Here is a 15,074-nt window from a genome sequence, read left to right as displayed (position 1 = left end):
ATTGCCATAGCAATTTTATAGTCTTTACCTGCTGCATACATGCAGAGGTTTGCAATAGTTGCTGCTATAGCAATCACCCCTAATATTATCCACATTTTTACATCTCACTTAAGTTTTTATTTCGCTACTGTAACGCTTATTTAGATAGTCTTATTATATCTTATGTTTCCTGAAATGGAATTAAATTACTTATTATTATAAAATCTTTTTCAGCAGATTTTTTGACCCATACGAGTTTAAATTTTTCTTTGTAAAACTCTAACTTAAATTCAGTATTTCCAGCATGTCAGCCGGTAAGTATAGAAGATGTAACATAGCACCTGCAGACTGATATACTAGATGCAGGCAACACTACATTAGGAGATGAGAAAAATATAGAAGGAGAGATAGTAGAATGCGTCTATTATTCAGTATCGCGGCAGCGGGCTTTCTTCTTGCAGGCTGTGCGCAGGAGGATGCGCTGCAACTGGAAAACGTAAACGTAACACTGGAAGATGAAAAAGAAGAGACCGGGGCAATCGCGATCCTGTCAGGAGAAAACGAAGGAGAGTTGGTTGTGCCGATCGTACTTCGCTATACTTTCACTCTGCAAAACACTGGTAATGACTCCCTTGGTACGAATGAAGCCCGCGAAGATCAAACTGTTGTAAGTGACGAAGAGCTGTATGTGCGTATCGAACCGAAGGAAACATTGGCAGAAACAGCAGAAATAATGCTTGATGAGAATATTTTCGCCATTAATGAAGACGGTTGGCAGGTGGAAGGATTCGGGACGGGATATATGGGTGCACCTATGATTGAAGAAAATTCCGGAGCTGAATATGTCCTGGATTTTGTACTGGGTGCAGAAGTAGAAAATCCGGAGATTCCTACTGTGCCATCCTCTGAAGAACTGGAACAGCTGCTTGCACAGGCGAGGGAGGCGGAGATTGTAGTCGAACTCGATGGAGGAGTATTTGAGCGGTTTGACCTAAGCGAAGAGCTGGAAGATTGAATAAAGCAACCTTTCTCGCTTAAGGCATGGTTAACAAGCCTTTTGTATTTTTGTAAACCCTCTAACAAAAAGCAGCCGGAACAAGAATATCTTTGTTCCGGCTGCTAATAAGAACATATGAAGCAGTAACTAGTACAGTCACATAACCATGTCTATAAGCTGCAGCAGTCTTCCACAAAATATATCTGGTCACAACTTCCCTGCCTACTGCACAATGAACTAACCATTCGTATTTATTGTTTTTTATATTGCAAAGTCAGTTAAATCATAGTTTAAGAAAAACAATTTCTGTTTACTTTACAAGTACCGCTGATAATTTGAAAATCATCAGAAAATCTTTTTTCCATTTTCATATTCGTAACCTGAAAACCGCTGCTATGATACAGATGAACTGCATGCTCATTATGAGGGAACACTTGAAGTCCGAGCTTAAGAACTCCCAACTCTTTCGCAATCCATTCAATTGACTGCATAACAGCTTTACCATAGCCAAGATTTCTATACTTTTCAAAAATAAGGAGATCATAAATAAATCCGTTCTTATCATCTTTTCTTGCTAACCAGATCATTCCTACTAATTGTTCTCCAGCATAAACATCAAACAAATAATTATTTTGCGTATTCAATCCCTCAGGCAATAGCCTCCCCTACCAGAAAAACGAATCAAACGAGACTGAAATGAAAAAGATCGTCAGGGCAATTCCCGCGATACTGGTCACCATGCCTGCGACTGCCATCCCTTTACGCGCATGTCCGTAGCGCTTCGCCTGCAAGAGTGCCACGCTGCCGATCAGCAGCCCGGCGAGGCCGAGCAGTATTCCGACAATAATAAAAATGGAGGTCAGCATGGATACAATTCCTAAAATCAGCGAGGCAGCCGCCTTTCCACTCTTTTCCCGTTGTTTCAATTCTTCTCTAGAATCCATTTGACCTTCCTCCTTTTCTGCGACTCTTTTATTCCTTACCCGGTTCAGAGAAATTTTATGATGTTTATGAAAAAAGAAGCTGCTCTAATCAGAGTCAGCTTCCTGGATGGATCAGTCGTATACTTTTTCAAACGTTTCCTGCACCTGCGGCAGAAGGTCATCCCACTCTGCGCCCGGCTCTTTGTTTACTGTTACAAAGTCCTGGAAACCAAAAATATTGTCTACGCCCTCAAGTGCCAGTAATTCTTTTGCGAGCGGGTGGTCCGTGTCATCAGTTTTCTTAAAAGAGGCACTGCCGGAACCTTCGAACAGTACCTGGTTCGCTGTAAATTTCATTGCGTTTGGGTTAGGTGTTGCTTCTCCTCGTACTTGAATTGCCATTAAAAACATCCTCCTTTTCAGCATATACGTTTATTTTAGCACGGGCGCCCTTTAAAAAGAAAGGATTGCACTAATCTACCGTAACTGTTTCCTGAAGGGAAGATGTTTCCGGTGCTGCCCCATCAATTTCATCTGCCGTAATTCCGGCTTCGACCGTAAGCGGACCCTCGGCTTCGCCTTCCCAGGTTTCCTCAAATACCATTTCTCCACCTGGTTCAAGCGTCATTGTTTCGATCGCCTGCGTGAACATCATATCGGCAGCATAATCATACACTTCTTCTCCCGCTTCTGTGCGGATGACGAGATGATATTTCTGCCCCGAGCGGAACGTAATTTCTTTTGCTTCCTCTGTCTCATTTAACAGCTTCATTGTTACATGGACAGTACTGCCGTCTTTCTCTGCTTCAAGCTGAAACGATGTATCTTCCAAAGCTTCCCCCTCATTTCCGGCGGTGTTTTCTTCTGATTGGTTTTCTTCTGGTTGATTCTCTGCTTGTGCTTCTTCCACATTATTTTCTGCCGGCTCCTGTAAATTTTCTTCCGGTACATTGTTACTATTTTCCGGCGCCTGCAAAGTACCACAGGCACTTAATAGTAATATGGCAGCAAGAACTGTGTATTTCATGAAGACTGCCCCCTTTTACTATGTACAGACGTAATTTGCAGGGAAAGGTTACAGCGGGAAGCTGTGATGAACTGCTGGAATCTCCCGCTGCTCCCATAAATGCCTGGCAGAAGAAGTGACTGCTTCCGCTCCGGCACGGCAGGCTTCTGCAGCCTCTGCTTCCGTCCGGATCAGTCCTCCTGCCATCAGGGGGTAGTCGCAGTGCGCTTTCATATATTGAATTGTCTTCGGAACAATGCCGGGCATGACCTGCACGTAATCAGGGGACCCTTTTTCAATCAGCTTCAGACTCACTTCCGCGCTCTGCTCATCGAAAATAAAACAGCGCTGCACTGCAAATAACCCTTCTGCTTTCGCAGCACGTATGACCACCGGATGAGAAGAAATAATTCCAAACGGCTTCATGTAAGCGGCAAGGAAACCGACTGCTTCCGCCGTCTGGGAAAGCCCTTTAACCACATCCATATGGACAAGCAGGCGCAATTTCGGCGAACGTCTGCAGATTTTATGCACCTTCATCAGCTCTTCAACGGAGGAGTGGGAAAGAACGATCAGCTCTGCCCCCTGCGACATGGCCTCCATACATTCTGCGGCACTCGTAACAGAGGGGATGATTCCTTGATACGCGAGTTCCATGGATATTTCCCTGCCCTTCTTTCACGGGTCACCGCTGTGGAATCTTCTGCATCTCCCGTGCTTTTTCCGCTGCTTCCACAACTTTGTCAATGTCACTGCCGAAACCAGCCTCCACCACTGCTGAATATCCACCTTCTAAAATCGGCGCGTCCGCGATGCGGATCTTGCGCCCTTCCTCTCCCAGTTCTATCGCAAGCTCCGTGTTTAAGAGGGCGCTGCCAAGATCAAACAGGACGACCGTGCCTTTGTCAGAGTAGACAGAGGAAATCGCCTCTTCAATTGCCTGCGCGTTTGTACCAATGCCGCCATCGTCCTCTCCGCCTGCGACGGCAATGTTCACTTCCGGCTGCATTTCAAACAGGAGCGATTTAATTCCTTTTACAATATCGGCACTGTGGGAAACAAATACTAAGCTGACTTTATCCATGTGGATTAACTCCCTTCCCGAAGTGTATCTGCCAACGCTTTAAATAAATAGTAGGAAGAAGTGGCGCCGGGATCAATATGTCCTACAGATCTCGCGCCGAGGTAAGCGGCTCTTCCTTTCTTCGCGTGCATCTCTTTCGTGTTGTTTTTCAGTTCTTCTGCGGAGTTTTCCCAGTCATCCCAGTCAATCTCCTGCTTTCCTTCAAACTTTTTCAGGAGCGGCAGCCATACGTCCACCATCGTTTTCTCGCCCGTTTCTGCTTTTCCCCGCTGTACGATCGCGCTTTTTCCTGCACGGAGCACGCCGAGAAATTCTTCGGCAGAGAGCGCTTCCTTCGTTCCTGCTTCTGCAGCCATTTTCATAAAGGCCGAGCCGTATAACGGACCCGCTGCGCCGCCGATTTTTCCGATAAACACCATGGAGACGGCTTTTAAAATTTCTCCCGGCACCTGGAACGATTTTGTTTCAAGGAGATTGTGCATTTCTTTTACCCCGCGTGCCATATTTATACCGTGGTCCCCGTCTCCGATTGCCTGGTCCAGGTCGGAAAGCTCTTCTTTATGGGCAGTAATTTCTTCCCGGAACGCTTCGAGCCACGCTTCTATTTCTTTTACTGTTATTTTCATACACTATCCCCTCCTTTGCTGTTAACGTTTAAATGCGACCGTATCTGCTGGTGCGTGGAGCAGTTTTTTTCTTTCCTCGTCGAGTTTCAATATCGTAAGCGATGCGCCCGCCATTTCCAGCGACGTCATCCACTCCCCCACGATCGTTTCCTCTACTTGCAGTTCGTGCTGCTGGAGAATTTTCGCGACGGAATGGTTCATCACATACAGCTCCATTAACGGCGTGGAACCGAGCCCGTTAATCAGCACAGCAATTTCCTCTCCCTTTTGCAGCTGCATATCTTCCTGGATTTTATCAAATAAAATCTGCGCTACTTCTTTCGCCGGCTTCAGTTCTGTTCTCTCCACGCCAGGCTCTCCGTGGATGCCGGTGCCGATCTCCATTTCGTTTTCCGCGAGCGTAAAGCCGGGCTTTCCGGAAGCAGGCACTGTACAAGGATGGAGCGACATTCCCATCGATTTCACGTTTTTGATTACTCCTTCTGCCGTCTGCTGCACTTCCTCCAGAGATGCGCCTTCTGCAGCTTTTGCTCCGGCGATTTTATGCACGAGCACAGTCCCGGCAATGCCGCGGCGTCCGCTTGTGAAAGAGCTGTCCTCTACCGCTACGTCGTCATTTACGACGACCTGCTTAACGTTGATTCCTTCTGCTTCTGCCATTTCTCCCGCCATTTCAAAGTTCATCACGTCGCCGGTGTAGTTTTTAATGATGAGCAGCACCCCTTTGCCCCCGTCGACTGCTTTGATTGCTTCAAATACCTGGTCCGGGGTCGGCGAGGTAAATACTTCCCCTGCCACCGCTGCGTCAAGCATCCCTGGGCCGACAAACCCTGCGTGTGCCGGCTCGTGTCCGCTTCCGCCGCCGCTCACAATTCCTACTTTCCCTTGTACCGGCGCATCTTTTCTCACAAGTACGGTCGTATCTTCCAGTCTTCTTAATTCGTTTGGATGGGCAGCTGTCATTCCGTTGAGCATCTCATCGACAATTTGTTCGACATCATTGATTAATTTTTTCATTTCCCTCCAGCCTCCTTAAAAAATATAAAACTCACTTTTTTATTAATGCAAAATGGATGCCAAGTTAAAAAGCTGAGTAACTGAAAGCGCTGTCTTTTTATTTTGTAATATTTCTGGTCATTTTGCCCGATGGATCTGCTCTTTTTGACCAAGCAGGTGTTCCAGCTCGTATTCCTTCAGTTTCCGCGCAATTGTTTTATGTGTGACGCCGAGTGCTTTGCCGAGCTGATTGTAGCTCGCATAATAGGGCGCCGCTTGCCGGATCGCTTCTTTTTCCACTTCCTGCAGCGTTTTCGGCATTGTTTTTTCTTCCCGGATAAGTTCCTCCGGCAGATCCTGCGCCGTAATATATCCCGTTTCGTTGAGCGCTATCACCCGCTCCATTACGTTTTTCAGCTCGCGGATATTTCCCGGCCATTTTCTGTTTTGAATGCCTGCCAAAAATTCTTCCGAAATATGCTGGAGCGGCCGCTGGAACAGGGCACTGAAATACCGCAGATACGTTTCCGCAAGTTCCGGGATATCTTCTTTCCTTTCCCGGAGCGGCGGTAAAAATAAAGGCACCACGTAAAGCCGGTAAAACAGATCTTCCCGGAATTTTCCGGACTGGAGCAGTTTCTCCACCGGCTGATTGGTGGCGGACAAAATGCGGATATTGATGGGAATCCGGTCTTTCCCTCCGACTCGGACGACTTCCCGCTGCTGCAGCACCCGGAGCAGCTTGCTCTGCACTTCCGGAGCGAGCTCGGAAATTTCATCGAGAAACAGCGTCCCGCAGTCTGCTTGTTCAAAGGCGCCGATATGGGTCCGGTGCGCATTCGTAAACGATCCTCTTTCGTGGCCGAACAGCTCGCTTTCCAGCAGGTTTGTCGGAATGGAGGCACAGTTAATCGCGACAAACGGCTTCATTCTTCGCGGACTTGCCTGATGAATCCCCTGGGCAAGCAGTTCTTTTCCCGTCCCGCTCTCGCCGTTAATAAAAATGGTGGAATCCGTTGCTGCGGCTTTTTGCGCCATCACAATCGTTTCCTGGAGTACGGCACTTCTGCCGCGCAGTTCCTGAAAGGCTGCATCGCCTTCCCGTCTATCCGGCATTACCGTTACTTCCGGGAGCTCCCGCATTAAGTCTTTCATTTCTCTTTCCGCGATAAAGCTCACGACCGCGCCTTTAAACATCCCTTCTAAAAACACCGGATGGGCCTTCATTACGTAAAAATCGCCTTCCCGTCCCTCATACGTTTTTTTCAGCGTAATATTTTTCTTCAACTGGTCCCACTCTGCTTTTTTCAGCAGTGCAGACGGCTGTTTCCGCTCCTGCCGCGTCCATAATGTAAACGAACGGTTTTCCACGAGCAGCTTTCCGCTTTCGTCAAAAAAGGCAATGGCATCGTGGATCGTTGCAATCAGCAGCTGCAGCCGTTCCTGCAGCAGCTTCACCGATTCCAGCTCCTTCGACGTGCTTTCAATGCTGGAAATGTCTTCAAACGTTGCCACCGCGCCGATAATCTGCCCGTCGTAAAAAATCGGCGACCGGTTGGTGATGATCGTATTTTTTCCGATTTCCTGGCGGACGTTCCATTCTGCGGTTCCTGCAGCGAGCACCTGATGGATTTTGGAGCCGGGTACTGTTTCTGAAGCCTTTGTAAAATGCAGCTGGGCAGCGGTTTTACCGATTAATTCCTCAGCTGCGCTGTTCACATAGGTGATCCGGTTTTCTTTATTGACGACAAGCACCCCGTGCCGCATCGAAGCCATTGCTGCTTCCATACTGACGGAGCTCTCCATCAGCAGCTGGTCTGTTTCCAAGTCCTCCTCTTCTTCCCTGCCGCTGAAAAAATCCTGAATTACATCGATTAAGGGAGACGCTTCCTCTTGATCGGTAAACAGCCGGAATTCCCCGCCGGTCGGTATTTTCAGTGAAACGATCGCAAGCAGATTCGCAATCTGCGCGCGTCTGCCGTTGTATTCAATCCATATGGACCTGAGCTCTTCCGAGGAAGAAACGTGCTGCTGCAGCGTGGAAATCAGTGCCGCCGCCAGCCGAATATGCAGTCCCTGTTTCCGGTGCACCTGAATTTTTTCATCCCGCATCGTAAGCCCCTCATTTCTCTCGTTCTTTCCTGTAAATTTCGACAAAGAAACGGGCTTCTCCTGTATAGTAATTATGTAAAATTCCAATTATTTCTTCTGTCCAAGGTTCTTATCGCCTGGATATTATGGTAATATTTTCAATATGTAAAACGAAAGGGAGTGCTGCTTACGAATGCTGAAAACAATGCTTGCCTGGATACTTGTGTATCCTTTTGTCACAGTGCTTTTGATTATGTTGATTGATTATCTCCGGGGGCAGCCGGAGGAAGTCCTGTATTATCTGCCGAATTATTTAGGTTTTGTTACTGCGGGAATTGTAATTGGATTTGTGATGCACCAGGTGCAAAAAACAAGAGGAGTGGCGGGCAGCCCTAAAAAACAATGAGCGGCCGAGGTAATAAACATGCCGCTGATGTATTTTATGGCAGTTTAATAGGAGCCAGAGAAATCATACACATAGCTCTATAAACCGTAAAGGAGAAATTAAATGATGGGGTATTTAAACGTTGCAAGTTTTTTGCTGGGTCTGTTCGCCTGGGCTCTTCCCTTTCTTAACTTGATAAGGGACCCGCATACGAGACAATCCAAGTGGGGCATGACTGCCTTATTAAGCTTAAGTGCCTGTGCTGTCGCGTTACTGCTGCAAATATTTTATAACCTCCACTTGGTAGAGATTCAGGACTGGGCTGCGCTGGAAGATACGATGGGAGGCGTCGCATTTGTTTCTGCCGTGCTGCTCTCAATTACCCTGATATTGAATTTCCTCCCACTTCTCCTCCGATCCCGGGGACTCCGGCAGTAACCTCAGTTTTTTTATTTGAGACGCTGGTGACTTTCATGATCGCCAGCGTTCCGGCCGGATCTGTACATCAGCAGCTTTGATGCGGCAGATGCAACATAGGTAAACAGTAAAATAGCCAGCAATAAAAATTCTGCCGACAGCGGATAATATAGAAAATGAATAATTACAAAAATGATTATCAGTGTCAGCACGAATTTTATCGTAACGGCACTGGCTTCATGCTCTAGTTTTCTCCTGCTTTCGGAATTCGTTCTTATATGCGAATCCGCAAATCCTTCCACTCCCATTCCGAGCAGTACGATTCCCAGCACGAGCCAGAAACTGCCCAGAAATAAAAAGATGAAGGAAAGCAGGGTAATCCCTGCGTAGAATAAGGTGAGTTTATTATTTATCATCAACTCTTTCCCCCCCTAGTACCTATGTATTTATTTAAAGCTCCGGGTTCACTGGCTTTATTAGTCAGCAAGTTTGTAATTGACGAGGAACGGTGCGATACAAACTCCGGCGGCAGCCGCAGGTAATCCGAACAATATGTTGGTCCATCCAGCTGCAAAAAATTCCATCGTAATGGTGAAGAAAAGCAAAGGCACAATGGTAACTCCGGTCAAGATAAATCTGGATGGGAAGGTGATGGCCGAGTTATTACCACAGGTTGCACAAGTCACTTCGCCATAGTTAAAGTTCTTTTTGAAAATCTCTTTCCAGGAAAATTGATTGCCGCATTTGTCACATTTCGCCATGAAAGTTTTCCCTCCCTTCCTTTATGCTGGTCCTCTTTGCGTTATGTATAATTCGAAGCTGTTCAAGTAAATGGTAACACATTTACAAAATATGTTGTTTTCCACTTGTAAAATATGTAAATTTATAGCATTCTAGGAAAGGAGCTTTGTTTTCAAATTTTTTCGGTAGTGGGCTTGAAAAGGAAAACGAGAAAACTTTCCAAAATAAAATATCCTGGAGGGAAATATGTTTACACTGCCTGTGGTAATGCCTTTAACTGTATGTTTTCTTATTTATCTTGGAGTAGATATATATCGAAACAGAATGTCTCTTTCGATGAGGCAGCTTTATAAAATTGGTTTTTTTGCTTATCTGCTGGTTGTCTTTCATTTAACGATGGGAAGTATCCATCTGCCTCCGGAAAATTTATCTTCGGCACATGCACAGTTACTTCCTTTCTTTTTCATCTATGAATTGCTTTACATCTATTCCGGCGACAGCTTTTATTTCATGAATACGTTAAAGTTAAATTTCTTTAATTTCCTGCTTTTGATTCCTTTTGGAGTGTTCTTATCAGTGTTGTTTAAAGAAATCAGTTTTTTTAAGCGAATTGGCATAATTATGCTATTTACTCTCGGTATAGAAGTCACGCAGCATATGCTGAGTCTCTACGGCTTTCTTTTGAGCAGGAATTTCAACATGGATGATATTATATTAAATACAGCCGGCGGTGCATTGGGATTATTGCTGGGAATATGGGTGAATAAGTATCTGGACAGTTGGAGGAATCGCCGGCATTCGCCGGCACAGGCAAGTTAGTATCTTACATATATAAGCTTGAAGCGGAGGGAGCAATACGTTCCTCCGTTTTATTATTTTAGAGTTAATTTTCAGCTGAGCCGGCTCCGTGAGCCCAATCGATTCCTTAATTTACTGCCGCGCCCGCTATTTTACTTCAAACCGGCTATACTTTACTCCGATCCGCTTATACTTTCATTCAAACCGGCTATACTTTACCAGAACTCCCCTATACTTTACTAACTTCCCGCTTTGCTGCACTTTCCTCGCTGCAGCTTCCCCTCAAGAGCATATTACCTTCTTTTATTAAGCCCGTTTCCTCCCAGAGAAGCAAAATGGAGCAGCTCACATGTTTCCGTGCCCGCTTATTTTACTGTCGCACCCGCTATTTTACTCCGAATCCTCTATGCTTTACTTCGATCCGCTTATTCTTTAATTCAAACCCGCTATACTTTACCAAAATTCCCCTATACTAAACTAACTTCCAGATTTGCTGCACTTTCCTCGCTGCAGCTTCCCCTCAAAAGCATATTACCTTCTTTTATTAAGCCCGTTCCCTCCAAGAGAAGCAAAATGGAGCAGCTCACATGTTTCCGTGCCCGCTTATTTTACTGTCGCACCCGCTATTTTACTCCAAACCGGCTATGCTTTACTTCGAACCGGCTTTACTTTACTCCGATCCGTTTATACTTTCATTCAAACCCGCTATACTTTACCAAAACTCCCCTATACTTTACTAACTTCCAGATTTGCTGCACTTTCCTCGCTGCAGCTTCCCCTCAAGAGCATATTACCTCCTTTTATTACGCCCGTTTCCTCCGAGAGAAGCAAAATGGAGCAGCTCACATGTTTCCGTGCCCGCTTATTTTACTTTCACGCCCGCTATTTTACTCCGAATCCTCTATGCTTTACTTCGAACCGACTTTACTTTACTCCGATCCGCTTATACTTTCATTCAAACCCACTATACTTTACTAAAACTCCCCTATACTAAACCCCCACACACTAAACCATCCCCCCTCCTTATCCTCAAACATGCATCTTTCCTTCGATGCAAAATAATTTGTACTCCTTCTCCTCCGATTCCTACTTTTTCGCGTACTTGTTTTATAGAACCGAAAAAAGGAGAGATCGAGATGAAAAGAATTGTACTGAAAGAAGAACTGGTGGCAATTACAGGAGATTATAAGCTTGCGCTCGTATTGAATCAGATGATGTACTGGAGTGCCCGGACGACGGAAAAGAATAAGTGGATTTACAAAAGCGGCGAAGAACTTTCCGAAGAAATGATGATGAACATTTCCGGATATTCGATGCGTACCCATTTAAAGAAACTCGTGGCAGCGGGGTTTTTGGAGGAAAGAAATAATCCGTTGATGAAGTGGGATAAAACGAAGCAGTATCGTGTCGCAGCCGAAGTAGTAGAACAAGCAGTTCTTAATGCAGGCTTCCCAATAGAAGAAGCACCGGCAACAGAAACAGCGGAATCGAATGAAGAAAATTTGTTTTCGGAGGAAGAATATCTGCCAGCAGTATCAAAGATTATTCCCATAAATTCCTTCAGAGAAGAAAGAGATTCTGAGATCCCTGTATTTACGGAGCACGAAAAATTATTCGGACCAGTGACACCCGGCGCTGCCGAGAAGATTAACTGCTGGCTGCTTACCAATGTGTTTACAGAGCCGGAAGAGATACTTCTGTATGCTTATGAACTTGCGGAAAAATACAAGGCAAACTCCTATTCCTATGTAGAGCGAATTCTGCAGTCGTGGCAGAAAAAAAGGTTTGTAACGCTGGCGCAGGTAAAGCAGCCGGCTCCCACCAAAACGACTGCCGCGCCTCTGCCGAAATGGATGAAGGAAGAAGTGCAGCCCCTCAAGAAGGAATCCTTTGATGCATCGAAAGCAGAAGCCCAGCGGCTGAAAAAAGAACTCGCAGAAAGAAAAGAGAACAAACTTGCGCAGCAAAAAAGCCACCTCCGGAAATAGGAGATGGCTTCAGATTACTGCTTATTGTCTTCTTCCGGATCTTCTTCTACATCTTCTTTCAGATTCTCGTTGTAGTAGTTTACCGCTGTGGCAGCGCCTTCGTCCACCATACGATTATCCTGCAGATCCTGAGGGTCGGAGTGACCTACCTTTTCACGAAGGTATTCGTCTTCATCTTCCTTCGTTTCCCCTTTGATCTGGGCTTTTGCATAATCCACATACTGAGAAATTTTGTCCTTGTTCACGTATTCAGAAAGCTTTTCCTTGTTTACGTACTCCGACATTTTCTCTTTGTTCACGTACTGTGCTACCTTTTCCCGGTTTTCGTCTTTACCGAGATAATAGGCAGCTGCTACAGCAGAGGCTGCCAGCGTAGAAAGTAAAAATCTGTTTGCCATAATCATGTGAGCATCATTTTCAGATGCTTCACTTTCACCACCTTTTTTTATTTGTCTTCCATGTTATTGTAACCTGTGTCAGGCCCGCCTGCCCATGATCATATTCACGACAGCGACAATCAGCGCAATGACAAGCAGCGTATGAATCAATCCGCCGCCGAAGTCAGCAATAAAGCCTACCAGCCAGAATAAAATAAGAATACCAATAATAGTCCAAATCATTGCGTTCACTCCTTCGTTTTGTAGTGGGATAATTTCTGGATGCATTTCTAGGTTGATTAAAGTTGTACTATAAACACTATTACCATTATTAAACGCACTCAAACATTTCCTGAGAAAATAAAGAAATGGGTGCCTCCTGTTTCCAGGAGACACCCATATTTACCGAACTATTGCTGCTTCCAGTTTTTCAATTCTTCCGGGGAAGAAATGTGCACTTCCTCGCCGGCTGCTTCTTCCCCGTCCCAGGAAAGCATGCCGCCTTCGAAGTTCGCAACATTGTCAAAACCGTGCTGCTTCAGAAATAAGGACACTTTCTGCGAGCGGTTGCCGCTGCGGCAGACAAATACATACTCTTTCTCTTTATCAAAGCCTTCCGCAAGCTCCGGAATAGACATCATCGGGGCAAGCGGCACGCCGGGAATATGGCGGTCGGTATACTCTTCCGGCTCCCGCACATCCACTACGACCTGTTTCGGATCTTTTTTCGCGAGAATTTCTTTTAATTCTTCTTTATCAAACTGTTTTACTCCGTCTTTTTCCTGACTCATGCGAGCGTTCACCTCTTCTAAAATCTGATACTTCTATCATACCGTCCGCTTCGGCGAGTGTAAAGAGATCAACGGTCAAGCTCCACATCCCGCAGGAAGTAAAAGCTGGACGGATACTGCCAGTAGCCGGACACGTCTTCTGAAATTCCTGCAATGATATTTGGATAGTAAAGGTATGCATACGGAGATTCTTCCGCAAGCAAGTTTTGTGCTTCTTCATAAATTTCCAGCCGTTCCTCTTCTCCTGCCGCCTGCCGTCCGGCTGTCAGCAGCTCGTCAATCTCCGGGTTATCCAGGAAAGAACGGTTTCCGGGAGCACCGTGATTGCTGGAATGAAACACAGGATACAATCCGTAATCTGCGTCCATCGTCACTGTGCCCCAGCTGCCGATAAACATTTCTGTTTCTCCCTGTCCTGCCATTTCCAGATAAGTGCCGTGCTCGTACATATCGATGGATACATCAATCCCGATCTGTGAAAGCTGTGCCTGCAGCAGCTGGGAAAGGTCTTCATTTTCCCGGTCATCGTTCGTGAGCAGGGAAGCCTCAAAGCCATCCTCATAGCCCGCTTCTGCAAGCAGTGCCTGCGCTTCGTCGATGTCCTGCTCCAGCGTATCAATGTTTTCAGAATATCCGAACACATCCGGCGCAAGCGGTCCTTCTGCTACGATTCCGGTGCCGTTCAGCACGCCTTCAATCAGATCTTCTTTATTAATTACTTTCGAAATTGCCTGACGGACCAGCGGATCATCAAACGGCTCCACTTCCGTATTAAAGCCGAGATACGCCATGCGTGTACTGTTCTGCTCGTACAATTCTACGCCCTCTGCTTCTTCAATTCGTTCCACGTCCCCTGGATTGATAGGAAACACAACGTCCAGGCCGCCCGTTTCCAGCTCTCCGATGCGGGTCAGGCTTTCCGGAATCACGCGAAAGGAAACACCTTCCGTTTTCGCCTGCTCTTCGTGCCAGTATTCTTCATTTCGCGCAAGCGTCACGTATTCTCCCGGCACATACTCCTCAAACTGGAAGTAGCCTGTTCCCGCAGGTCCGTCTTCCGGCAGGTTAAACGGAGAACCGCCGTTTTCCATTTCTTCATAGGAAGCTTCGATCTGGTTCGGACTCACGATTCCCCCGCCCGGATGTGCCAGGTGTGAAGGCAGCGGTGCAAAAGGAAATTCTGTGTGCAGCCGCAGGGTATAGTCATCCACGACTTCCACTTCCTCAATCATGTCGAAAATAAATGCCACCGGCGAGCTGATATCCGGGTCGGCAATCCGTTCAAAATTCATCTGTATCACTTCTGCATTCAGCTCCGCGCCGTCATGAAACGTCACGCCTTCCCGTACCTGCACTTCCCATACCGTATCTTCCACCTGCTCGAGGCTTTCCGCAAGGCCGGGCTGAATTTCCAGGTCTTCATCCATATAGACGAGCCGGTCATAAATCGTCGCATTAATGGAGTTAGAGACATTTTCATTTGCACCGTGCGGGTCAAGCGCTACCGGGTCAGACATTACTCCCATCTGGAGGTAGTCTTCCTGAACACGCTCTCCATCTGCTTCCGGCGCCGCACTGTTGTTTTCTCCCGCGTTCTCCGCCGGCTCTTCCGTGTTTCCATCATTATTATTCGGCTCGGACGCACAGCCTGCAAGGATAAGTGTTCCCGCCAACAGTCCCAGATATTTCTTCATGTTAAGTTTCCCCCTATAGATGTAATATGTATCCCGATCAGTTTTATCGGTTTTAAGCACGATGCTTATTATAATCAATAATCAAAAAGAAAGTCAACATTTGTTAACTATCCAACGAAGTAATTTCTATGGGGCTGATTTCAACTATCGATCCCCTGGTATGTTCCTTTTATTTTCCAGT

General features: G+C 46.2%; 20 protein-coding genes. 5 read left to right on the top strand and 15 right to left on the bottom strand.

What is annotated here, in order from left to right; all coding sequences use genetic code 11:
* Positions 1-394 precede the first annotated feature (394 nt).
* Positions 395-994, top strand: coding sequence for a hypothetical protein (locus tag BLP92_RS05950; RefSeq protein WP_090841567.1), 600 nt, complete (start codon positions 395-397; stop codon positions 992-994).
* A 272-nt stretch (positions 995-1,266) separates the two neighbouring features.
* Here BLP92_RS05950 and BLP92_RS05945 read toward each other — a convergent pair whose 3' ends face one another.
* From BLP92_RS05945 to BLP92_RS05905, 9 genes are all read right to left on the bottom strand, one after another.
* On the bottom strand, positions 1,267-1,632 hold the full coding sequence (locus BLP92_RS05945) for a GNAT family N-acetyltransferase (RefSeq protein WP_090841565.1): 366 nt from the start codon (positions 1,630-1,632) through the stop codon (positions 1,267-1,269).
* Positions 1,633-1,641: 9 nt separating this feature from the next.
* Entirely contained in the window at positions 1,642-1,920 is a 279-nt protein-coding gene (locus tag BLP92_RS05940) for a DUF4190 domain-containing protein (protein ID WP_090841563.1), read from the bottom strand.
* 111 nt (positions 1,921-2,031) lie between these two features.
* Entirely contained in the window at positions 2,032-2,301 is a 270-nt protein-coding gene (locus BLP92_RS05935; RefSeq protein WP_090841561.1) for a NifU N-terminal domain-containing protein, read from the bottom strand.
* A gap of 70 nt (positions 2,302-2,371) precedes the next feature.
* On the bottom strand, positions 2,372-2,926 hold the full coding sequence (locus BLP92_RS05930) for a BsuPI-related putative proteinase inhibitor (RefSeq protein WP_090841559.1): 555 nt from the start codon (positions 2,924-2,926) through the stop codon (positions 2,372-2,374).
* A 48-nt stretch (positions 2,927-2,974) separates the two neighbouring features.
* Positions 2,975-3,562 carry a glycerol-3-phosphate responsive antiterminator gene (locus BLP92_RS05925; RefSeq protein WP_090841557.1) on the bottom strand — a complete coding sequence of 196 codons (588 nt, stop codon included), beginning with the start codon at positions 3,560-3,562 and terminating at the stop codon, positions 2,975-2,977.
* A 28-nt stretch (positions 3,563-3,590) separates the two neighbouring features.
* On the bottom strand, positions 3,591-3,989 hold the full coding sequence (gene dhaM / locus BLP92_RS05920; protein ID WP_090841555.1) for a dihydroxyacetone kinase phosphoryl donor subunit DhaM: 399 nt from the start codon (positions 3,987-3,989) through the stop codon (positions 3,591-3,593).
* A 5-nt stretch (positions 3,990-3,994) separates the two neighbouring features.
* A complete protein-coding gene (gene dhaL, locus BLP92_RS05915) occupies positions 3,995-4,615 on the bottom strand; it encodes a dihydroxyacetone kinase subunit DhaL (protein WP_244516672.1) in 621 nt (206 codons plus the stop codon).
* A 21-nt stretch (positions 4,616-4,636) separates the two neighbouring features.
* Positions 4,637-5,632, bottom strand: a complete 996-nt coding sequence (dhaK, locus tag BLP92_RS05910; RefSeq protein ID WP_090841553.1) for a dihydroxyacetone kinase subunit DhaK — start codon at positions 5,630-5,632, stop codon at positions 4,637-4,639.
* Between the two features lie 117 nt (positions 5,633-5,749).
* Positions 5,750-7,768 carry a sigma 54-interacting transcriptional regulator gene (locus BLP92_RS05905; protein WP_090841550.1) on the bottom strand — a complete coding sequence of 673 codons (2,019 nt, stop codon included), beginning with the start codon at positions 7,766-7,768 and terminating at the stop codon, positions 5,750-5,752.
* Positions 7,769-7,895: 127 nt separating this feature from the next.
* On the opposite strand from BLP92_RS05905, the gene BLP92_RS05900 reads away from it, so the two are divergent.
* Positions 7,896-8,108, top strand: coding sequence for a hypothetical protein (locus BLP92_RS05900; protein WP_090841548.1), 213 nt, complete (start codon positions 7,896-7,898; stop codon positions 8,106-8,108).
* 102 nt (positions 8,109-8,210) lie between these two features.
* Positions 8,211-8,525 carry a hypothetical protein gene (locus tag BLP92_RS05895; RefSeq protein ID WP_090841546.1) on the top strand — a complete coding sequence of 105 codons (315 nt, stop codon included), beginning with the start codon at positions 8,211-8,213 and terminating at the stop codon, positions 8,523-8,525.
* Positions 8,526-8,536: 11 nt separating this feature from the next.
* On the opposite strand, the gene BLP92_RS05890 is transcribed toward BLP92_RS05895, so the two are convergent.
* Both BLP92_RS05890 and BLP92_RS05885 read right to left on the bottom strand, forming a co-directional pair.
* Positions 8,537-8,920 (bottom strand): hypothetical protein, encoded by a 384-nt coding sequence (locus tag BLP92_RS05890; RefSeq protein WP_090841544.1) that lies wholly within the window; start codon positions 8,918-8,920, stop codon positions 8,537-8,539.
* A 60-nt stretch (positions 8,921-8,980) separates the two neighbouring features.
* Positions 8,981-9,265 carry a TIGR04104 family putative zinc finger protein gene (locus BLP92_RS05885; protein WP_090841542.1) on the bottom strand — a complete coding sequence of 95 codons (285 nt, stop codon included), beginning with the start codon at positions 9,263-9,265 and terminating at the stop codon, positions 8,981-8,983.
* Positions 9,266-9,491: 226 nt separating this feature from the next.
* Here BLP92_RS05885 and BLP92_RS05880 point away from each other — a divergent pair, with 226 nt between their 5' ends.
* The gene (locus BLP92_RS05880; protein ID WP_090841540.1) at positions 9,492-10,064 is read left to right on the top strand and encodes a VanZ family protein; all 573 of its coding nucleotides are present in this window, start codon (positions 9,492-9,494) and stop codon (positions 10,062-10,064) included.
* Positions 10,065-11,179: 1,115 nt separating this feature from the next.
* Positions 11,180-12,031 (top strand): DnaD domain-containing protein, encoded by an 852-nt coding sequence (locus tag BLP92_RS05875; protein WP_090841538.1) that lies wholly within the window; start codon positions 11,180-11,182, stop codon positions 12,029-12,031.
* Positions 12,032-12,045: 14 nt separating this feature from the next.
* On the opposite strand, the gene BLP92_RS05870 is transcribed toward BLP92_RS05875, so the two are convergent.
* From BLP92_RS05870 to BLP92_RS05860, 4 genes are all read right to left on the bottom strand, one after another.
* Positions 12,046-12,429 (bottom strand): hypothetical protein, encoded by a 384-nt coding sequence (locus BLP92_RS05870; RefSeq protein WP_139148922.1) that lies wholly within the window; start codon positions 12,427-12,429, stop codon positions 12,046-12,048.
* A gap of 78 nt (positions 12,430-12,507) precedes the next feature.
* On the bottom strand, positions 12,508-12,651 hold the full coding sequence (locus tag BLP92_RS17860; protein WP_139148921.1) for a lmo0937 family membrane protein: 144 nt from the start codon (positions 12,649-12,651) through the stop codon (positions 12,508-12,510).
* Positions 12,652-12,818: 167 nt separating this feature from the next.
* Positions 12,819-13,199, bottom strand: a complete 381-nt coding sequence (locus BLP92_RS05865) for a rhodanese-like domain-containing protein (RefSeq protein ID WP_090841534.1) — start codon at positions 13,197-13,199, stop codon at positions 12,819-12,821.
* A gap of 68 nt (positions 13,200-13,267) precedes the next feature.
* Positions 13,268-14,893 (bottom strand): glutathione ABC transporter substrate-binding protein, encoded by a 1,626-nt coding sequence (locus BLP92_RS05860; protein WP_090841532.1) that lies wholly within the window; start codon positions 14,891-14,893, stop codon positions 13,268-13,270.
* Positions 14,894-15,074 lie beyond the last annotated feature (181 nt).

This window comes from Alkalicoccus daliensis (assembly GCF_900103955.1).
GTDB lineage: Bacteria > Bacillota > Bacilli > Bacillales > Salisediminibacteriaceae > Alkalicoccus > Alkalicoccus daliensis.
The sequence above is the reverse complement of the archived record's forward strand: the minus strand, read 5'-3'. Positions and strand labels throughout refer to the sequence as shown.